Source organism: Halorubrum pallidum (assembly GCF_055380345.1).
This window is the reverse complement of sequence record NZ_AP043945.1, coordinates 1,961,863-1,981,493: the sequence shown is the minus strand read 5'-3', so window position 1 is coordinate 1,981,493 and position 19,631 is coordinate 1,961,863. Positions and strand designations below refer to the sequence as shown.

At 65.3% G+C, this 19,631-nt stretch carries 18 protein-coding genes and 4 pseudogenes; 14 read left to right on the top strand and 8 right to left on the bottom strand.

The window, feature by feature from the left end; all coding sequences use genetic code 11:
* Window positions 1-101: 101 nt before the first annotated feature.
* Window positions 102-1,067, top strand: coding sequence for a bifunctional 2-dehydro-3-deoxygluconokinase/2-dehydro-3-deoxygalactonokinase (gene kdgK1 / locus ACZ45C_RS11750; protein WP_460562018.1), 966 nt, complete (start codon window positions 102-104; stop codon window positions 1,065-1,067).
* 21 nt (window positions 1,068-1,088) lie between these two features.
* Here kdgK1 and ACZ45C_RS11745 read toward each other — a convergent pair whose 3' ends face one another.
* Together ACZ45C_RS11745 and ACZ45C_RS11740 are read right to left on the bottom strand one after the other, a co-directional pair.
* A complete protein-coding gene (locus tag ACZ45C_RS11745; RefSeq protein ID WP_460562016.1) occupies window positions 1,089-1,970 on the bottom strand; it encodes a homoserine kinase in 882 nt (293 codons plus the stop codon).
* 73 nt (window positions 1,971-2,043) lie between these two features.
* Complete coding sequence (locus ACZ45C_RS11740; RefSeq protein WP_460562014.1) at window positions 2,044-2,295, bottom strand: hypothetical protein; 252 nt, start codon at window positions 2,293-2,295, stop codon at window positions 2,044-2,046.
* Window positions 2,296-2,442: 147 nt separating this feature from the next.
* Here ACZ45C_RS11740 and ACZ45C_RS11735 point away from each other — a divergent pair, with 147 nt between their 5' ends.
* The 5 genes from ACZ45C_RS11735 to ACZ45C_RS11715 all read left to right on the top strand — a co-directional run bounded on the left by ACZ45C_RS11735 (window position 2,443) and on the right by ACZ45C_RS11715 (window position 8,699).
* Window positions 2,443-3,717: a TIGR00341 family protein gene (locus ACZ45C_RS11735; protein WP_460562033.1), complete on the top strand. Its 1,275-nt coding sequence runs from the start codon at window positions 2,443-2,445 to the stop codon at window positions 3,715-3,717.
* A gap of 163 nt (window positions 3,718-3,880) precedes the next feature.
* Window positions 3,881-6,190 carry a formate/nitrite transporter family protein gene (locus tag ACZ45C_RS11730; RefSeq protein ID WP_460562012.1) on the top strand — a complete coding sequence of 770 codons (2,310 nt, stop codon included), beginning with the start codon at window positions 3,881-3,883 and terminating at the stop codon, window positions 6,188-6,190.
* Window positions 6,191-6,289: 99 nt separating this feature from the next.
* Window positions 6,290-7,039, top strand: coding sequence for an SIMPL domain-containing protein (locus ACZ45C_RS11725; protein ID WP_460562010.1), 750 nt, complete (start codon window positions 6,290-6,292; stop codon window positions 7,037-7,039).
* Between the two features lie 116 nt (window positions 7,040-7,155).
* The gene (msrA, locus tag ACZ45C_RS11720; protein WP_460562008.1) at window positions 7,156-7,692 is read left to right on the top strand and encodes a peptide-methionine (S)-S-oxide reductase MsrA; all 537 of its coding nucleotides are present in this window, start codon (window positions 7,156-7,158) and stop codon (window positions 7,690-7,692) included.
* Between the two features lie 119 nt (window positions 7,693-7,811).
* A complete protein-coding gene (locus ACZ45C_RS11715) occupies window positions 7,812-8,699 on the top strand; it encodes a bile acid:sodium symporter (protein WP_460562006.1) in 888 nt (295 codons plus the stop codon).
* Between the two features lie 98 nt (window positions 8,700-8,797).
* On the opposite strand, the pseudogene ACZ45C_RS11710 reads toward ACZ45C_RS11715, so the two are convergent.
* Window positions 8,798-9,790 (bottom strand): annotated as a pseudogene (locus tag ACZ45C_RS11710) (glucan 1,4-alpha-glucosidase); the annotation flags it as partial.
* A 274-nt stretch (window positions 9,791-10,064) separates the two neighbouring features.
* On the opposite strand from ACZ45C_RS11710, the gene ACZ45C_RS11705 reads away from it, so the two are divergent.
* Together ACZ45C_RS11705 and ACZ45C_RS11700 are read left to right on the top strand one after the other, a co-directional pair.
* Complete coding sequence (locus ACZ45C_RS11705) at window positions 10,065-11,240, top strand: alpha-D-ribose 1-methylphosphonate 5-triphosphate diphosphatase (protein WP_460562004.1); 1,176 nt, start codon at window positions 10,065-10,067, stop codon at window positions 11,238-11,240.
* Between the two features lie 90 nt (window positions 11,241-11,330).
* Window positions 11,331-11,531 (top strand): DUF7563 family protein, encoded by a 201-nt coding sequence (locus ACZ45C_RS11700; RefSeq protein ID WP_460562002.1) that lies wholly within the window; start codon window positions 11,331-11,333, stop codon window positions 11,529-11,531.
* A 58-nt stretch (window positions 11,532-11,589) separates the two neighbouring features.
* Here the strand turns inward: ACZ45C_RS11700 and glmU are convergent, their stop codons facing one another.
* The 4 genes from glmU to ACZ45C_RS11680 all read right to left on the bottom strand — a co-directional run bounded on the left by glmU (window position 11,590) and on the right by ACZ45C_RS11680 (window position 14,186).
* A complete protein-coding gene (gene glmU, locus ACZ45C_RS11695) occupies window positions 11,590-12,840 on the bottom strand; it encodes a bifunctional sugar-1-phosphate nucleotidylyltransferase/acetyltransferase (RefSeq protein ID WP_460562000.1) in 1,251 nt (416 codons plus the stop codon).
* 42 nt (window positions 12,841-12,882) lie between these two features.
* Window positions 12,883-13,068, bottom strand: coding sequence for a hypothetical protein (locus ACZ45C_RS11690; protein ID WP_460561998.1), 186 nt, complete (start codon window positions 13,066-13,068; stop codon window positions 12,883-12,885).
* Window positions 13,065-13,418, bottom strand: a complete 354-nt coding sequence (locus tag ACZ45C_RS11685) for a HalOD1 output domain-containing protein (protein WP_460561995.1) — start codon at window positions 13,416-13,418, stop codon at window positions 13,065-13,067. The genes ACZ45C_RS11690 and ACZ45C_RS11685 overlap by 4 nt, the downstream gene beginning before the upstream one ends.
* 126 nt (window positions 13,419-13,544) lie before the next feature.
* The gene (locus ACZ45C_RS11680; protein ID WP_460561993.1) at window positions 13,545-14,186 is read right to left on the bottom strand and encodes a helix-turn-helix domain-containing protein; all 642 of its coding nucleotides are present in this window, start codon (window positions 14,184-14,186) and stop codon (window positions 13,545-13,547) included.
* A gap of 159 nt (window positions 14,187-14,345) precedes the next feature.
* On the opposite strand from ACZ45C_RS11680, the pseudogene ACZ45C_RS11675 reads away from it, so the two are divergent.
* Window positions 14,346-14,684, top strand: a pseudogene (locus ACZ45C_RS11675) (bacterio-opsin activator domain-containing protein); the annotation flags it as partial.
* Between the two features lie 166 nt (window positions 14,685-14,850).
* Window positions 14,851-15,000 carry a helix-turn-helix domain-containing protein gene (locus tag ACZ45C_RS11670; protein ID WP_460561991.1) on the top strand — a complete coding sequence of 50 codons (150 nt, stop codon included), beginning with the start codon at window positions 14,851-14,853 and terminating at the stop codon, window positions 14,998-15,000.
* A 108-nt stretch (window positions 15,001-15,108) separates the two neighbouring features.
* On the opposite strand, the gene ACZ45C_RS11665 is transcribed toward ACZ45C_RS11670, so the two are convergent.
* Window positions 15,109-16,017, bottom strand: coding sequence for a serine/threonine-protein kinase RIO2 (locus ACZ45C_RS11665; RefSeq protein WP_460561989.1), 909 nt, complete (start codon window positions 16,015-16,017; stop codon window positions 15,109-15,111).
* A 563-nt stretch (window positions 16,018-16,580) separates the two neighbouring features.
* Here ACZ45C_RS11665 and ACZ45C_RS11660 point away from each other — a divergent pair.
* From ACZ45C_RS11660 to ACZ45C_RS11645, 4 genes and pseudogenes are all read left to right on the top strand, one after another.
* Window positions 16,581-17,117 carry a hypothetical protein gene (locus tag ACZ45C_RS11660; RefSeq protein WP_460561987.1) on the top strand — a complete coding sequence of 179 codons (537 nt, stop codon included), beginning with the start codon at window positions 16,581-16,583 and terminating at the stop codon, window positions 17,115-17,117.
* 82 nt (window positions 17,118-17,199) lie between these two features.
* Window positions 17,200-17,946, top strand: a pseudogene (locus ACZ45C_RS11655) (IS4-like element ISH8B family transposase); the annotation flags it as partial.
* Window positions 17,947-18,039: 93 nt separating this feature from the next.
* Window positions 18,040-18,627, top strand: a pseudogene (locus tag ACZ45C_RS11650) (transposase); the annotation flags it as partial.
* A 93-nt stretch (window positions 18,628-18,720) separates the two neighbouring features.
* Window positions 18,721-19,536: an IS5 family transposase gene (locus ACZ45C_RS11645; RefSeq protein ID WP_464374304.1), complete on the top strand. Its 816-nt coding sequence runs from the start codon at window positions 18,721-18,723 to the stop codon at window positions 19,534-19,536.
* Window positions 19,537-19,631: the final 95 nt, after the last annotated feature.

Below are 19,631 nucleotides of genomic sequence, written 5' to 3'. Positions count from 1 at the left end.
ATCGCTGACCCTTTTGTACTCGCCCGCGGAGGCTCCGGCATGCACACCGCAGCGACCGCGGCGACCGCGCCGGCGGGGAGCGCCGTGACGACCGCGAGAGGGTGGTCGGCGTGACCGACCTAGTGACGTTCGGCGAGACGATGCTCCGCCTGTCGCCACCGCGCGGCGAGCGGCTGGAGACGACGGAGACGTTCGACGTGCAGGCCGGCGGCGCGGAGAGCAACGTCGCCGTCGGCGCGGCGCGACTCGGTGCCGACGCGGTCTGGCTCTCGAAGCTCCCCGACTCACCGCTCGGTCGACGAGTCGTCTCGGAGCTACGGAGCCACGGCGTCCGCACCGGCGTCGCGTGGGCCGATCCCGAGGCGAGCCGCGTCGGGACCTACTACCTCGAACACGGCGGCGAGCCGCGCGGAACGAACGTGATCTACGACCGCGCGGACGCCGCGATCACGACCGTCGGTCCCGAAGAGCTACCGACCGGCGCGCTGGAGTCGGCCTCGAGGTTTCACACCACGGGGATCACTCCGGCGCTCTCAGAGCGCACCGCGGCGACGACGGCAGCCCTTCTCCGCGCCGCGGGCGAGGCCGGCACGACCCGGTCGTTCGACCTGAACTACCGCGCGAAGCTCTGGGACCCGGAGACCGCCCGCGCCGCTTACGAGGACCTGTTCGAGCACGTGGACACGCTGTTCGTCCCGCGTCGAGACGCGCGGCGGGTGTTAGACCGCGAGGGCGATGCCGTCACCATCGCCAACGGACTCGCAACCGATTTTGACTTCGAGACGGTTGTCGTCACCCGCGGCACGGAGGGTGCGGTCGCGTTGCGCGACGGCGCGGTGCACGAACAGGGCGTCTTCGACGCCGACACCTTCGACGCGATCGGCACCGGCGACGCGTTCGTCGCCGGCTTCCTCGCCAAGCGGATAGCGGGCGGAAGCGTCGCCGACGCGCTGGAGTGGGCCGCCGCGGCCGCCGCGCTGAAGCGCACGATCGGCGGCGACGTCGCCGTCATCTCTCCGGACGACGTCGCCGGCGTAGTCGACGGTGCGGCCGGTATCGATCGATAGAGCGGTTCGGCGGCTTACAGCCTACTCGTCGAGAACTGTCGATCCGCGACCGATCCGCGTCTGATAGGCGCGAGCGTCGATACCGGCCTCGGCGAAGGCGTCGAGCATCGCGGCAGCGACGCCGCGTCGGTCGCGGTCGCGACAGACCGCGAGAATCGCCGGGCCCGCGCCGCTCACCGTGACGCCCGCGGCCCCGGCGTCGAAGGCGGCGGCCCGCACGTCGTCATAGCCAGTGATCAGCCGGGCGCGTTCGGGGGTGACCACCGGGTCGCTCATCCCGGCCCCGACGAGGTCGGGGTCGGACCGACACATCCCGACGGCGAGCGTGGCCGCGTTGCCGACGGTCTCCACGAGGTCGTCCATCGAGGCGGTCTCGGGAATCACCCGGCGCGCGTCCCGCGTCGAGACCGCCACGTCGGGGAGACAGACGACAAGGGGGACCGCGGCGTCGACCGCGTGGGTCGCCTCCCGCGTCGTCACCGTGAACCCGCCGAGGATCGAGGGGGCGACGTTGTCCGAGTGCGCGACGCCGGAGACGACCGCCTCCCCCTCGGCGGCGATCGGCACGAGTTCCGACCGAGAGAGCCCGCGGTCGTACAGCCGGTTGAGCGCGACGGCCGCGCCGGCGGCGCTGGCGGCCGAAGAGCCGAGACCGGACGCCGGGCGGACGCCCTTGTCGATGTGGATGCGCGCCGGGGCGTCGAGGGCCTCGACGACCGCGCCGACCGTGTTCTTCTCGGGGTCTTCCGGGATGTACTGCGCGCCGACACCCGTGACCTCGATCGTCGTCTCCGCCGCCTTCTCGACGGTAACGACGTCGGCCGGCCGCGTGAGCGCCGCCCCGAACACGTCGAACCCGCTGCCGAGGTTCGCGCTCGTGGCGGGTGCTCGTACCGTGACCATGGCGACCAGTTTCGCTCGGGGTGCAAAAAGGAGCAGGATCGACCGGCGGACCGCGAACGGAACGCGGCTCCGATCAGCGGCCGCTCATCGTCCACAACAGCGCGCCGACGAGGACCAGTGGAATGCCGGCGAGGACGTACACTTGCGGCATCGTCGTGAACGGGGCGACCATGAAGATCAGCCCGAACCCGGCGAAGATCGACGCGAACACCTTCTGGGACTTCAGCGGCACGGCTCCCAGAAGCGAGACGATGAACCCGAGCAGTATGACGTGCCCGAGGTGGTAGTCGAGCAGGAACGTGTCGATGGCCAGCGGCGAGAGCATTCTTGTCCGAAGGTGTGAGAGATTCGCGCATTAAAGTTCCGTTTCGCGCGGGACGGCTCCGACCGACGCCCGCGATCCGCCGGAGGACTCACCGCCTGTTTATAAGTTCCGGGGGTGAGACGAGCGACCGTGCGACTCGTTCAGGTCATGATTCCGGCGGGGAAGCGCGCGGCCGTCGTCCGCGCGCTCGACGACGAGGGAGTGGACTACGTCGTCACCGACGAGACGAGCGGACGCGAGTACACCGCGGTCGCGACGTTCCCCCTGCCGACCGCGGCCGTCGAACCCGTTCTCGAACGGCTCCGCGAGGCGGGGATCGACGAGCGAACCTACACCGTGATCGTCGCGGCCGAGACGGTGATATCCCGGCGGTTCGAGGCGCTAGAAGAGGAGTACGCCGAAGAGTCGGACCACGGCGGCGACCGCATCTCCCGCGAGGAGCTACAGACGAAGGCTGACGACCTCGCATCCGGACTCGGAACGTACGTCTTGATGACGGTCATCTCGGCAGTGATCGCGACTGCCGGGCTCCTGCTGGACTCTCCGGCGACCGTCGTCGGGTCGATGGTGATCGCCCCGCTCATCGGTCCCGCGATGTCGGCCGCGATCGGCACCGTCGTCGACGACGAAGACACCTTCCGGCGCGGCGTGCGAATGCAGATTCTCGGCGTCGTCGTGGCGGTCGTCGCCGCGACCGTGTTCGCCTTCTCCGTTCGCTCGCTCGCCTTCGTCCCGCCCGGCCTCGATCCGCTCGAACTCGCGGAGGTGTCGGAGCGCGTCGCGCCGAACGTCCTCGTGCTCGTCGTGGCGATCGGTGCCGGGATCGCGGGGATCGTCTCGCTCATGACCGGCGTCTCGGCGACGCTCGTCGGCGTCATGATCGCGGTCGCGTTGATCCCGCCCGCGGCCGCGGTGGGTATCGGCATCGCCTTCGGCATTCCTCGACTCGTGCTCGGCTCAGGCGTGATCGTTGCCGTCAACGTGCTCTCGATCAACCTCTCCGCGCTCGTCGTGCTCTGGTACGAGGGGTACAGACCCCAGCGCTGGTTCCGCGAGGACGACGCCCGCGCCGCGTTCCTCAAGCGCGCCGCCGTCCTCGTCGCAGCCATCGCGATCCTCTCGGTGTTCCTCGGCGGCGTCACCTACGAGTCGTACGTGGCGTCGACGACTGAAGCCGACATCCGATCCGCGACCGGCGAGGAGCTTGCGGCGCTGGACTCCGAGCTGGAGCTGCTCGAACTGGACGTCGAACGGGGCGGGACGATCCCGCCGCTCGACACCGAGCGCGTGACCGTCACCGTCGGCGCGCCGCCTGGAGGCACCGTCGACGGCGTGGCGGCCGCGCTCGACGACCGGATCGAGGCGACGATCGACGGTGAGGTCCGCGTGGAGGTCCGCTTCGTAACGGTCGCACGGGCCTGAGGGGACTGAGACCCCCCGCAGCGGACAACAAGACGAGCGTGGTGAAATATGTCCACTTGTTGTAAAACGCGCCGTTATCAGATGTATAAGAACCTAATTGGACAGTTTCGGCGCGTATGCCGAAAGAGGAACTACTTTTTATCGCGGCTCCAGTGGTAGGGTAGTGACCGATTCAACGCGACCGGACGACGATTCGATGCGCGAGGTCGTCGAGCGCTCTCGCAGCGGCGCGCCGGCGGTCGGCGAGGCCGTCCGGGACCGGTTCTCCTCCGACGAGGTGTTCCAGCGGATCATCGCCGCCGCCGACGAGGAGGTGACTTCCGGTAGCCGCGAACTCTTCTTCAGCGGCGTCGCAGCGGGATTGGCGCTCACGATCACGTTCCTGTTGTACGCGTCGCTGACGGCCGCGACCGACAGTGACCCCCTCCTGAGCGTCCTGCTGTATCCGCTCGGCTTCATCTACATCATCATCGGCGGGTACCAACTGTACACCGAGAACACGCTGCCGCCGGTGGCGTTGACCCTGGAGCGACTCGCAAGCATTCCGACGCTTCTCCGACACTGGGGGATCGTGCTGGCGGGGAATTTCACCGGGGGAGCGTTCGGCGCGCTCGTCCTCTCGTACGGCGGCGTGTTCTCGGGAGACACCGTCGATTCGGCGATATACATCTCTACCGGCGGATTCGACGTCGGCTTCTGGCCGCTGTTTTTCAAGGCGGCCGTCGCGGGGCTGATCGTCGCCGGCGTCGTCTGGGTCGGGTTCGCATCCACGAACTCAGTCACCCGGCTGCTCGTCGTCTACCTGGCGTTCCTCGCAATTCCACTGGGAAATCTCTACCACGTCGTCATCTCGTTCACCGAGGTATCGTACCTGTTCTTCGCCAAGCAGATCGGCGTGTACGGCGGCGACCTGAATCTGTTCGCGGGCCTGGGTGACTTCGTCCTCCCCGTGCTGCTCGGCAACACCATCGGCGGCGTCGTCTTGGTGACGATCGTGAACTACTTCCAGACCAGCGAAGAGCGCCTCGAAGAGGCGCGCTTCGAGGGGATGACCCGCCGGCTCACCGTGCCAGAGTGGGTGCTCGGCCGCGCGGCCGGGCGGTCGTACGTCCCGATCTTGGACGCCACGGAGGCGACGCTGTTCGCCAACGAGGGCCACCGGATCATGGTGCCGATCACGAACCCGCGGACCGACGGGCAGATCGTCGAACTCGCGAGCCAGATTGCGAGCGATCGGGAGGACGGGCTCGTCCACATCGTTCACGTCGTGCAGGCCCCGGAGCGCATGTCTCTTTCGAGGGACGCCGGTCGGATCGCAGACGTCTCCGAGGAGGGGATGGAGGGGCTCAAAGCGACGGCCGAGGGGTACGACGTCGACGTCTCCACCTCGACCGTCGTCACGCACCGCTCGTTCGAGGAGGTGTTCAACATGGCCCGCCGCACCCGCCCTGACGCCGTGTTGATGGGCTGGGGAGACGACCAGCTGTGGAGCGCAGCCCGTGCGGAGCGCCCCATCGACGAACTCACGAACCAGCTCCCCTGTGACTTCCTCATCCTGAACGACCACGAGCTCGACACCTCGCGGATCCTGCTGCCGACCTCCGGCGGTCCCGACTCGACGCTCGGAGCGGAGGTCGCGAGCGTCCTCTCGCGGACCGCCGGCGCGGAGGTGACGCTGTTACACGTCGTCGACAGCCCCGAGAAGCGAGATGAGGGCGAGGGGTTCCTCGCCGCGTGGGCCAGAGAGAACGGGCTCGCCGACGCCGCGCAAGTCGTCGACGACACCGGCGACGTCGAAGAGGCGATCGTCAACGAATCGACGGACAACACGCTCGTGATACTCGGTGCGACGGAGGAGGGAATGCTCTCGCGGCTCGTCTCCAACTCGCTTCACCTCGATATCACCAGCGACGTCGACTGCTCGATCCTGCTCGCGGAGCGCCCGAGCCGGCGCTCGATCCGCGAGCGGCTGTTCGGCTCCGGCCGGCGAGATGCGACCCCCGTGCTCGACGGCGTCGAACGCGACCACGAGAAATCTAACGGGGCCGACCTCACGGGCGCGGACGACGCCGACGACCCCCGTCCCGGCGAGTCCGGCGACGGCCGCGGGTCCGCGGTCGACAAGAGCCCCGAGACGGGTGACGTGCGGAGCGAAGACGACGGATCGGTGCACAGGGAGATACCCACCGGCGACGAGGCCGCCCGCGACGAGCCGAGCGATCCGGACGCGGCGATCGGCCGGCCGCCGGAGCGGGCTGTTGTCACCGATCACGACGACGAAGAGGACGAGGCCGACGACGACGCGTCACACGAGTCGGCGATCATCACCGATCACGACGACGATGAAGATGCTGACGACGACGAAAGCGCAGACGACGGCGACAAGGCGGATGACGAGGCTGACCCCGACGACGCTGACGACGGCGAAGATGACGAAACCGGTGCCGATAGCGGGCGAGGAGCGCGAGACTGACGGCGGTAGAATGGGTGACTGCGGCCGTACCGACCGGTAGCACAAGCGGTTCTTTGTGCCATCGGCGGCTTCTTGCCCGCGAACGACGTGCCGTCTTGTATGGACAGACGACTCACCGTGATCGTCGGCGTGACGCTGCTCGTCGCGCTGGCGGGTTGTTCGGGACTTGCGGGATCGACCGGCGGCCCCGGGAACGGGGCCGGCGACCAAGCGATGCTCGACGGGAGCATCGACGTGGCTGCGGACGGCGAGGCCACGGCTCGACCCGACCGCGCGACGATCCGCGTGGCGGTCACCGCGTCGGGATCGGACGCACAGACGGTCCGCGACGACCTCGACGCCGCTGACGACTCGCTGCGTACGGGGCTGACGGAGTGGGGACTCACCGAAGAGGACATTCGGACCGTTCGCTACGACGTCAGCGAGACGTACGAATCGCGAGAGAACCCCGACCGAGAGGAGTTCCAGGGAGTCCACCAGTACGCGATCGAACTCGACGACGTGGACGCGGTCGGCGAGGTCATCGACGTCTCGATCGACTCCGGGGCGGACGAGGTGCAACAGATCCAGTTCGGACTGAGCGACGAGCGCGAGTCCGAGGTTCGCGAGCGGGCCCTCCAGAACGCGATGACGAACGCCCGCGCCGACGCCGACGTCCTCGCGAACGCCAGCGACCTGACCATCGACGGCGTCCACGCCGTCTCGACAAGCGGGTCGGGCGTGTCGCCGTACCGAGTCGCAGACGCCGCGGCGATGGCCGAGGGCGACGACGGCGGCGCGTCGACCGGCATCGAGACCGGCGACGTGAGCGTTCGGGTGTCGGTCAACGTCGTCTACGAGGTGCAGTGACCGATAGTGTATCGCGGGCGCGACGAGAACGCGCGTGTGGCGTGAGCACACGTTTCGGACCCACGCGGCTTTTCGGACGCACACGATTCATACGTCTTCACGCCCTACCGGAGGGTATGTCCGAAACGCGCGAGACGGCGACGCTCGGCGGCGGGTGCTTCTGGTGTACGGAGGCGGCGCTCGAACTGCTCGCCGGCGTCGAGTCGGTCACGTCCGGATACGCCGGCGGCCACGTCGACGACCCGACCTACGAGGCGGTCTGTTCGGGGAGCACCGGCCACGCCGAGGTGGTCCAGGTCGTGTTCGATCCGACGGTGATCGGCTACGACGACGTGTTGGAGGCGTTCTTCGAGATACACGATCCGACACAACTCAACCGACAGGGACCGGACGTCGGTAGCCAGTACCGATCTATCGTGCTCTACCACGACGAGACGCAGCGGGAGGTCGCCGAAGCGTACGTCGACGCGCTCGATTCGGCGTACGACGGCGACGTCGTCACCGAGATCGAACCGCTGGAGACGTTCTACCGCGCCGAGGAGCATCACCAGGACTACTTCGCGAAAAATCCCGACGACGCCTACTGCACCTTCCACGCGAAGCCCAAGATGGAGAAGGTCCGCGAGAAGTTCGAGGCGACGATAACGGAGTAGCCGTTTCTGCGGCGACGGTTGCGATCTGGAGATTCATCGAACTGCTGAGAACTGTGACAGAGCGACCAGTAGGTATAATTCGCTCCTCATCAGAGTGAGTCGGACCGGCGGATATCGTGATGATCCGGAACGCACTCGCGCGGTTCTCGAACGTACTCCTCGTGCTCGGAGCCGCCGGCGTCGGCGTCCTCGCCCCGCAGCTGTCGCCGTATCTCAACCCGCTCGTCACGCCGCTCGTCGTCTTCCTCGTGTTCACGTCGCTCCGCGGAGTCCGGTTCGCGGCGATCGACTACTCGTCGTACGCCGCGATTGTCGGCCTCTCGCTCGGTCTCTCGTACGTCGCGCTGCCGCTCGCGGGCATGCGGCTCGTCGAAGTCGCGCTCTCGGACGCGGCCGTGATCGGGTTCGCGATCGCGCTTTCGGTCCCGACGACCGCCGGGAGCGCCATAATCTGGACGCGGCTCTCGCGCGGCGACGTGCAGCTGGCGACGATCAGCTCGATCGCGTCGCTGCTCGTCGCGCCCGCGGCGACCCCGCTCGTGCTCACTCGGCTCGTCGGTTCGCGGATCGCCGTCCCCACCGCGTCCATCCTCGTCGACCTCGCGGTGATCGTCGGCGGCGGGGTGCTGCTCACCGTGGCCGTTCCGACCGATACGCTGTCGAACGGGACGGTCGAGCGAGCCTCGACGCTCGCGATACTCCTCCTGATCTACACGGCCGTCGCCGGCGTCGGTGTCTTCGAGATCGACGGGACGGCGCTGCTCGCCGTCGTCGGCGTCGCAGTCCTTCTCTTTTCTCTCGGCGCTGCGCTCACCGCCGGCTGTCAACGCGCGTTCGACATCGGACGGGATCGGGCGTTCTCGCTGTTTTTCACCACTAATCTCAAGAACCTCGGGATCGCGCTTCTGGTCTCGTTGCCGTTCGCCGACCCGCTCGTCACGGCGTCTATCATCGTCTACTACGTCGTCCAGCAGACCGGCGGGGCCGTGCTCGCGGACGCGACGTGAGCCTCCGCGCGCGCCGATTTCGCCAACGCCGCCGATCTCGTCGGTTCTGTCGACGCCGCCGATCTCGTCGATTCTGTCGACCCGCCTGCACTGTCGCCTCAGTCGGCGACGGCGGGAGACGGCGACAGCCGGTCGGCGTCGGCGAGCAGCGCGACCGTCGCGAGCCGGATCGCGTGCGGCCAGCCGAGCGGCGTCGCGCTGTCGGACGTCCCGTCGTCGAAGACCTGCTCGGGGAGGTATCCCGTCGGCGCACAGAGCGATCCGCCCGGCGAGACGCGGGCGAGCAGCTCGCGCGCACGAGCGAACATCTCGTCCGCCCGCGGATCGTCGTGGTCGTCGAGCAGCACGGCGAGTTCGGCGCAGGCGTTCGCGCCCCACGCGGTCGAGACAGTCCACACCTTCTCCGAGCGCTGCCCTGCGCGCCGCCAGCCGTCGCCCTCGTAGCGTATCAGCCCCGACACACCGTCCGTCTCGCGGGCGAGCCCGTTGACCACGCTCTCGACGTGTGTAACCAGCCGGTCGAGCCGGTCGTCGTCGATCTCCCGAACGGCGTCGAACGAGCGGTGCGCGCTCGCCAGCGCCAGCGTCGACGAGTCGAGCCGATCGTCGATATCGCCTTGATCCGTCTCACGCAGCGCGTAACAGCCCCGATCAGGGACCCACAGGTCGTCGAGCGCGTCGAACACTCTCTCGGCCTGCGCGCCGGCGTGGGCGGCGAGGTCGTCCGGCAGGTCCGAATGGAGCGCATTCGCATCGAGAGCTTCCGCGTCGAGCGCTCCCGCGCCGAGCCCGTCGCCGTGGCGCGCGAGTTCGCTGTACGCTTCGAGGAACGTCGCCGCGGTGTGGCCGAACCGGCCGGTCGAGTCCTCCCACGCGTTCTGACAGGCGACGGGGCGGCCGTCAGACGCGAGCGTCTCGTCGAGACCCGCGAGCGCGGCGACGAGAGACCGCCCCGAGTCGCGCGCGTCGCGACCGACCACGGCGCGGTCGGCGTTGACCGCGACGGCGCGCGCGACTGCGTCCGCAAAATCGGCGGTGACGGCTTCGCCCACGCGCCCGCGGACGCCGCTCGTGCCGAACAGCGACTGTCGGTCTGCCGGTGGGTCGGAGTGGTCGCCGGGTAGCCGGTCTCCCGAGCTGCCGTGTTCGTTCCTCATCGAGGTCCAGATGAGCGGCGGCGGGGAAAGGTAGTCACCGCGTACCCCGTCCCCGACGGGTGAGAAGGCGAGTTTGTAGCTGCGTAACAAAGGGGAACCGACCGGAACGGCCGGACATGCTACCCGAGTACCATATCGGCGGGGTGACGGCGAGCCGCCGCAGCACCACGACGGACGACACCGAGCACCCGCGACGCTCCGAGAACCGATGACCGCCCCCACGGAGATTCGCCACGCGCGAGTGGTGACACCGGACCGCGTCATCGACGACGGACACGTCGTCGTCTCGGGCGGTCGCATCGCCCGCGTCGGCCCGACACCGAAACACTCGATCGAGATCGGCGAGACGATCGACGCCGACGGACGTGTCCTTATGCCAGGGCTCGTCGACCTCCACGGCGACGACATCGAACACCACCGGTCGCCGCGGTCGGGCGCGCAGACCGACGTCCGAACCGCGGTGACGACGGCCGACCGATCGAACCTCCTCGCGGGCGTGACGACGAAGTACCACGCGGTGGCGTTCGAAGACGCCCCCGACGATGGACGATCGCTCGACGACGCGACGGCGATTGCCGCCGAACTCGCGGACGAGTCGTACACGCTCGTCGACAACCGGCTCCACGCCCGATGCGAACTGACCGGCGGGAGCGTGCGGGCGGTCGAACAGATCGCAGCCGATGTCGATCTGCTCTCGGTGATGCACCACGCGCCGGGCGACGGACAGTACGACCGCGACGGGTTCGAACGCCACTACGTCGAGGACCGGAACTGGCCCGCCCACGCGGTCGACGAGATCGCGGCGAAACGCGAATCGCTCGACGCGTCGACGCGGACCGAGCGAATCGTTCGGCTCCGTGAGATCGGGCGGCGCGCGGGCGTTCCGTTCGCCTCGCACGACGACGAGTCCGCGGCGGCGGTCGAGGAGATGGCGGCCTGCGGAGTTGCGGTCAGCGAGTATCCCGTCACGCTCGACGCGGCCGTTCGGGCCGACGAACTCGGGCTCACCACGGTCATGGGTGCCCCGAACCTCATTCGCGGCGGGAGCCTCTGGGACAACCTCAGTGTGAGGGCGGCGATCGACCGCGGCGTCGTCGACGTGCTCTGTGCCGACTACCACCCGCCGTCGCTGCTGGCGGCACCGTTCGTTGATACGGGCGAGCCGCTCGCGACGCGGGTAAATCGCGTCACCCGAAACCCCGCCGACGTGGTCGGCCTCACCGATCGCGGGCGGATCGCGGTCGACGCTCGCGCGGACCTCATCGTCGTCGACCCGAACCCGGTCCCGACGGTCGAGCGAGTCCTCGTCGGCGGAACCGACGTCATGCGCTCCGGAGAGCCGCGGGACACCCCCGTTCGACCGCTACCCCCGATGGGGTCGTAGCGACGGTAGCGACACCCAACGCACGTCGCGGGGTGGAAATCCGCGGCGTAGTCGGCATATACTCAACCGGCGTGGAGTCGAGTCCGAAGTATGGCAGACACCACGGGTTCGACCGACATTAACAGGCGCTGTGCGAGATGTGGCGAAGCGGTGAGCCGACGGTTCGTCCGCGTGTTCGGGGCGTCAAACCGCGTCTACGGGTGTCTCGACTGTCTGACTAGACAGCGGTTGAGCAACGGGGACGCGGCGAGGCCCGACGACGCCGACGCCATCGGCTCCGGCTGGAAGTAACTCTCGGGGAGCGAGTGCGTCTGAGGGGCACAGACCGCAAGAGGACGGGCCGGTACCCTCACCGGTCGCGGGTCACGATCTCGCCCGGCTCGGTGTGGACTCCGGGGGACAGCGTGACGCCGGCGTTGATCCCCGTCTGGATCCCCGTTTTCACGCCCGGTCCGAGCACGGTGCCGAACTTCCGACGACCCGTTGAGACCCGGTCGCCCTTCACGCGGAGTGCGACGGGCTCGTCGTCGTGTCTGAGGTTGGCGACGTCGGTACCGGCGCCCAAGTTCACCCCGCACCCGAGCACGCTGTCGCCGACGTACGAGAGGTGCCCGATCGCGGTCCCGCTCATCACGACGCTGTTTTTGATCTCGACGGCGTGGCCGATGTGTACGTCCGCGTCGATCAGGGTCGCACCGCGGAGGTAGGCGTTCGGCCCGACGGTCGCGCCCGCTCGCACTCGAACCGGGCCGTCGACGACAACTCCGGGACCGACCGTGGCTCCCGGCTCGATGACGGCGTCGCCCCGCACCGTCGCGTCGGGGTGGACGCCGGACGACTCCGTTCGGTCCGCCGCCGCTCCCTCGGGACCGGCGAGACGCACGTCGCCGCCGTCCGCGGTCGCCGACACGCCGGCCGCCTCGCCCGGAAGTCGTCGCTCGTTCGCCTCCAGCAGCTCCCACGGGCGGCCCACGTCCATCCACTCGTCGAACGCGACGACGCCGAGCTCGTGTCGTTCGACGACCCGGTCCAGCACGTCCGTCAGCTCCCGCTCGCCGCGGTCGCTCTCCGGCACGTCGAGGAGGTCGATGACGTCCGCGGGGAACGTGTACGCGCCGGCGTTGACGAGGTCCGACGGCGGGTCCGACGGCTTCTCTCTCACCTCCGAGACGACGCCGTCGTCGGTCACCAGCACGCCGTAGGCGGAGGGGTTCGAGACGCGGACGCTCCCCACCTGCGGCGCCGAATCGAACAGGCGCGACAGGTCGTCCGCGTCGTACAGCGAGTCGCCGTTCAACACGGCGAAGTCGCCGTCAAGCAAGTCGGCCGCGACCGCCAACGCATCGGCCGTTCCGCGTTGACGCGGCTGTTCGGCGTATCGCACGGGGACGCCGGCGTACCGCGAACCAAAGTACTCGCGGATCCGGTCGCCGCCGTATCCGACGGTGAAGAGTAGCTCGTCGGTGCCGGCCGCGACTGCGGCGTCGGCGACGTGCGCGACGAGCGGCCGATCGGCCACCGGCAACAGTGGCTTCGGCATCGTGTGCGTGAGCGGCCCCATTCGCGTCCCTCGCCCCGCTGCGAGAATGACTGCTTGCATACCCGAACACGTCGCCCGCGTCCGGGCTTTAGTATACGCTCGCTACTCCGACGCGGTCGGCTTCTGCACCTCGGAGACGACGACGTCCCAGTCGGGATGTTCCGTGCCGTTTCGGCACTCCCAGCCGCCCTCGATGTCGATATCTTCCTCGTGAGCGCGGCGAAGAAGCGACCGCAGATCCGCACGGAACTCCGCCTCGGTCGACGGTGCCTCGTCGTCCGCCGTCATGCGGCCATCGAGCCACCGGTCTCGCGGTGCCCGTTGTCGGCGTCGGACGCCCGCGCCGCGATCACTTCGGTGTCGGTCACGGCGACCGCGTGTCCTTCGAAGGTGAATTCGACGCGAACGTCGCCGTCGGCCGCGGTCGATCCGGCGAGCAGTTCGTCGAGCGCCTCGGCGTCGATCGAGTAGTACAGCTGGTCCATCTCAGTCGGATCGGTGTCTAAGACCGCCGCAACCGTCGCGACGACGGCCATACTGGCCGACGTCTCTGCCTCGTCGTACCGTGCGAGGTACGTCTCCGACTCGGGACGGAAGGAGAACGAATCGAGGGGGATCCCGGTTTCTCTGGTAGACATACAGTCACCTAACCGTCTGCGTTGGTTCAATTGTACTACTGATAGTACAGTAGGTATTTATACTGGGGAGGGGGTTCGGGCGGCACGCGGTCTACCGAGCGTGCAGTGGGGGGTGGCAACCGCCGGTCACGGCGTGATCAGCGTCTTCGCGATCAGTCGCCGGTGGCCGCGTCTGAGCCGCGACGACAGCGACTGTTGAGAGATTCCGAGTTCCGCCGCGACGTCCTCCAGTGACGCCGTTCGCGGCGAGTCGAAGTACCCCTGTTCGTACGCCAACACGAGCGCCTCCCGCTGGGTGTCAGTTAGTTCGTATCCGTCTCCCTGGACCGGCAACAGCGAGTGTACCGCGGTGATCTCGATGGGAATGTCGTGATCTTGGCAGTCGGTCCGAAACTCGCCGATCTGATCGCGACTCTCTCCGCGGACCTCGAATTGCCAGCCCTCCTTGGTTCCCACCCCGGAGAGCACGACGATGTTGGCGTGCGCGAGTGCGTTTAACACCCCGTAGTAGTCGTCGTTCCACTCCGCCCGCATGAGGTACTCGCCGTCGACGTCGTCGATGAGCTTGATACTGACGACCCCTCGGTGCGCCTCGAACGCGGCCTCGATGTCCGAGGCGTGTGCGCCGCGAACCCAGAAGTACGGGATGATGAGCGACTCGTCCGGGATGAGCCGCTCCAGTTCCACCGTCACCCCCGGAAGGTTCTCGAACACGGTTCCCAGCGGAAACTCGTCCGCGGGACTCGTGAACTGCATGACAGTGGCCATAGCGGTCGATCGGCCCGGACGGATATAACCGCCGAGGGTGGTGTGCCATGTCAGGGCCGCCGCCACGAGACGTGCCCACATCCCGCTATCACCAAACCCTGATATACCAAGCTTCGTTTCTTTATACGGGGATCGAGAACGGAATCCCGGAGCCAATTGATGAGTGTAATTGTGGAGTTCCGTGTCTCGTCTGACGATTTCGAACTCGGTCAGATCCTCTCTGTCGAAGGAGGCTCCACCATCGAACTCGAACGGCTCGTCCCGCTCGGGGACGTCAGCGTCCCCCTCTTTTGGGTCCACAGCACCGCACGCGATACGTTCCTCGAAGCGGTCCAGAACCACCCGAGCGTCGGCGACGCTCGGGTGGTTGATGTCTTCGAAGACCGCACGCTCTTCACGCTGCAGTGGGACGCGAACCAGGACCAACTCATCAACGCCGTGCGGGAGAACGAGGGGCAGATTTCGAGTGCCGTCGGGACGGCGAGCACGTGGAAAATGGAGATCCGGTTCCCCACCCACGAGCTGTTGAGCGCGTTCTCGGCGGACGCGGAGGGCGCAGGAATCTCGCTGGAGGTGACCCGCGTGTACAACCCCTCGGAGCCGGACGTACAACCGTGGTACGGGCTCGGAACCCCAACACGAGGCTCTCACGCTCGCGATCAAGATGGGCTACTACGAGATCCCGCGCGGCTGCACGACCAAGGAACTCGCCGACGAACTGGAGATTTCGGATCAGGCCGTCACCGAACGCCTCCGGCGCGCCATCGTGGCGCTCGTCACCTACACGCTTCCGATCGGTGAGGAAGACCAGTGACGGCGCGGCGGAGCGCGTGACCGCCTGTTCGGTATCCGCTCGTTGAGCTACACCGTCCCAGTAGCACGCATCCCGCCAATCGAATTCTCTATCGCAGTATGTGATTTATCACTCGCCGAACGCGCGAATACTCTCGAACGAGCCGTCGGCGATGGCGGCGGCGATCTCACCGATGTCGGCGTCGGGGACCTCGTGCGGGTACTTCCGGGCGAAGTAGCGGTGGAGGTTCTCCACGTCGCGTTCGAGGAACTCGCGCGCGTTCTCGTGATCGACGCTCACGGCCTGCGGCCAGTCGAAGATCGTCACGCCGCTCTCGGCGATGGCGACGTTGTGTTCGGACGCGTCCGCGTGGATCCACCCGAGGTCGTAAGCGGTCTGGAGTTCGCGGAGCACCAGATCGAGGACGCCGACGGCCTGCTCGGGGTCGAGCGTCGCGCGGGCGAGCTCGACGCCCTCGAACTTGTCCATCACGATGGCGTGGCGGTTCTGATCGACCGGGCGCGGCACCGAGACGTCCGGGTACAGCGACTCCATCGCCTCGTACTCGCGTTCGGACGCCTTGCGCGCGGTGTACATCCACGAGACGTGGTCGCGGTCGGCGGTGTACTCGCGCTCGCGGTTCACCTCCCGGAAGTTGGTGTACCCCTCCCGGTGATACTTCAGCGCGAGCGGCGTGAACGACTGGACCTCGTACACGTCACCCTCTTTGCCGAGCCCGAGCGGCGACCCCACGCCGTCTATGGTCTCGCGCTCGGCGAACGTCCGAAGCGCCAGCGCGTCGTATCCTTCGAAGGTGAGCTGGTACCCCTCGTACTGGATCGTCTTCCGTTGGATCAGCTCGCGGTCGAGACACCGGTCGATCCGGTAGTCGACCTCCTCGCGCGTCAGACTGGCGTACTCGGGGAGCTTGTCGCGACGGACCCACTCCGAAAAGCGCATTCCCTGCTCGACGCCCGAGAGGAGATAGAAGTCCTCGGCGTCGAGTTCCGCCATGTCGCTGGCGACGTTTCGAACCATACGAACCCGTACACCGGCGATTCCTAAAAGGGACGCGCGTTCGGCAGACGCCGTGGTAAATGATATACTGCGATATCAAATTGTGTCGCTGTGGTTGCCCAGTCATTCGTGAGTCCCTTCGAGGCTAATCTCGGACAAGAGGAAAGCCGCGGTGGCGACGGCGAGAACTATCGACGTAACGCTGCACGCCAATTCGATCGGTTCTCCAGCGATCAAGCGATACAGAGATCGACATCGGCCATCCGAAACTCGATGATGTGGCCACGAAGCACGAACAGATCGATTGACGTACGCGTTTATCCTGTTCGTGTCGAAGTGTGAATCGTCTCGAGGGTAAGTCCAAGCACATTCGCCTTGCCCACTGACAATATCAACATTGATATTTTAGGCGGAAGCTATTTTTGTTGATTTAAGAAAGTGGGGTACATTAAACACGATATTCCCACCAGGACACCTCCGAACTATTTGGGATTCATTTTCCTATCCGGGGTTTTCCCACCACATATTGGGATACAATCGAGAACCAGCACATAATACACTGTATTTAGACGATAAAAATAATAATGAAATACTCGGATCTGCTTTCCAAGGTTAGTATTCTCTTCCTCGAAGAAAACGACGTTCAACGAGATTTGTTTTCACAGTGGATAACAACTGTCTCGACGAAGATGGCCACGGAGCCAGAGGATGTTTTTCACGAATTCGATTCAAGTGTTATCTTAGTGATCATTTCTCAAACGGCGCTTAACGACGAGGAGTCCAAAATTCAGAAGTATATTTTGACACGGAGCCCTTCCTGTCAGATGGTGTTAATCACTTCGTCAGCAGTAGACGAGACGTTCTATGAACAGGAGTATGATGTGACGATCACACGGCCCATTTCTAAACAAGAGTTCACAACCTTGGTTGAAAAACGCCTACGGTATGGGATCTATAGCGCGCTTATCGAGGAATTCTACGCGTTGAATTCTCGGTTGCTTACGCTTGAACAAGGTGATTCTGATGGGGATGATAAGTTCAAGAAAACGATTCAAGATCGCATCCAGAAAGTGGAGAGGCCGATCCAGCATCCGTCTTTAGTTAGGAGACGAACCGCGTGACAGTGGCGGCTTATCGAGGCTACTTTTCGGAAGGAATGAGGAGGTGTCGAGTGTGCACAACGAAACCTCCTCATCACGGATTATGCGTCGGCTCACTACACTGTTTCCCTCCGAATTCCTCGAAGAGCACGCCGAGGAACTCGGCGTGGTCGAACGCGACCGCAAGCTCCAGATTCCCGTCTTCGTCTGGGCATTCGTGTTCGGCTTCGCCGCAGGCGAACGCCGAACACTCGCAGGGTTTCGACGCAGCTACAACTCCACAGCTGACGAGCCGATCTCACCGGGTGGGTTCTATCAGCGGTTGACGCCGACGCTCGCGGAGTACTTCCGCGACCTCGTCGAGCACGGTCTCGACGAGGTCGCTGTTCCCGACACTGTTGACGTTGACATCGACCGATTCAGTGATGTAATGATCGCTGATGGAACGGTGTTGCGGTTACACGAGTTTCTCGCTGATCAGTTCGAAGCCCGCCACGAGGAGCAGGCTGGAGCGAAGCTCCACCTGCTCCACAATGCCACTGAACAGACGATTGAACGGATCGACGTTACCGACGAGAAAGCACACGACAGCACGCTGTTCAAGACAGGGTCGTGGCTTGAGAACCGCCTCGTATTGTTCGACCTCGCGTACTTCAAGTACCGACGGTTTGCGCGGATCGACGAGAACGGCGGCTCCTTCGTGAGCCGGCTGAAACAGAACGCGAATCCGGTGATTACGGATGAATTACGGGAATGGCGCGGCCGCGCCATTCCCTTGGAGGGCAAGCAACTCCGTGATGTGCTCGACGATCTCGACCGGACGTACATCGATGTGGAAGTCGAAGTCGAGTTGCCTTGTTTTGCCGCCTAGTGACGACGGTCTGGGACGCTCTTACTGTAATATTCCGCCAGATTAACCCGGAAATGGACGCCGTCTGGCGATATGGCATCGCTCAGACGGCTTGCTTGGATGTGTCGAGACCTTGCCAAACAGCATGTTGATGATCCGGACGTACCCGCCGCGCCGGACGGCGCGGACGGGTACGCCGAGTGGGTGCAGATCGCGTTGATCCTGTACCGCGTCGAACTGGAGAAGAGTCTCCGTGAGACCGAAGACTACCTCAACGAAATGCCCGGCGTCCTCGCCGTGTTTGATCTTGACGACGCACCGCACTACAGCTCGTTTTGTCGGTGGGAAAAGGAGTACCGAATGCGTGAACTCCGCCGCCTGCTCCGCGCTTCGGCGGAGCAGGCGGGCTGGAGTGGTGAAGCCGCAATTGACGCAAGCGGCTTTCAACGCGATCAAACCAGCTACCACTACCGCGACCGCGCAGACTTCTCGTTTCAGTCGATGAAGACGACGATTTTGATCGACGTGAATTCGCTAGCGATCAAGGACGTTCATTTCACGACGCAGAAGGCATGGGACGGTCATATTGGGATGCAGGTCTTCCGCCGGAACGCGGAAGACCTGCGCGTGTTATCTGCCGACGCAAACTACTCATGGAGCGATCTCCGTGAGGAGTGTCGCTTGCCTTGTTTTGCCGCCTAGTGACGACGGTCTGGGACGCTCTTACTGTAATATTCCGCCAGATTAACCCGGAAATGGACGCCGTCTGGCGATATGGCATCGCTCAGACGGCTTGCTTGGATGTGTCGAGACCTTGCCAAACAGCATGTTGATGATCCGGACGTACCCGCCGCGCCGGACGGCGCGGACGGGTACGCCGAGTGGGTGCAGATCGCGTTGATCCTGTACCGCGTCGAACTGGAGAAGAGTCTCCGTGAGACCGAAGACTACCTCAACGAAATGCCCGGCGTCCTCGCCGTGTTTGATCTTGACGACGCACCGCACTACAGCTCGTTTTGTCGGTGGGAAAAGGAGTACCGAATGCGTGAACTCCGCCGCCTGCTCCGCGCTTCGGCGGAGCAGGCGGGCTGGAGTGGTGAAGCCGCAATTGACGCAAGCGGCTTTCAACGCGATCAAACCAGCTACCACTACCGCGACCGCGCAGACTTCTCGTTTCAGTCGATGAAGACGACGATTTTGATCGACGTGAATTCGCTAGCGATCAAGGACGTTCATTTCACGACGCAGAAGGCATGGGACGGTCATATTGGGATGCAGGTCTTCCGCCGGAACGCGGAAGACCTGCGCGTGTTATCTGCCGACGCAAACTACTCATGGAGCGATCTCCGTGAGGAGTGTCGCTCCAACTCAACGCGACCACTGATCAAGCACAGAGAGCAAACACCGCTACAGAAGGCTCACAACGCCCGGATGAATGAGGATTACAACCAGCGCTGGATGAGTGAAACGGGCTTCTCGCAGTTGAAGGAAGACGACGGCGAGAAGCTACGCTCCCGGAGCTGGCACGGCCAGTTCCGGGAGCTCACGCGGAAGTGCATCATCCATAACCTAACGCAGGCGGCGAGTTAGGGCTCGCCGCCTGCTCCCCCTTCTCCGGACATATTTGGGAGAGGCATCGCCATCGTCATCTGATCAAGGGAGTAAGATGGCATAGTTTTGACTCT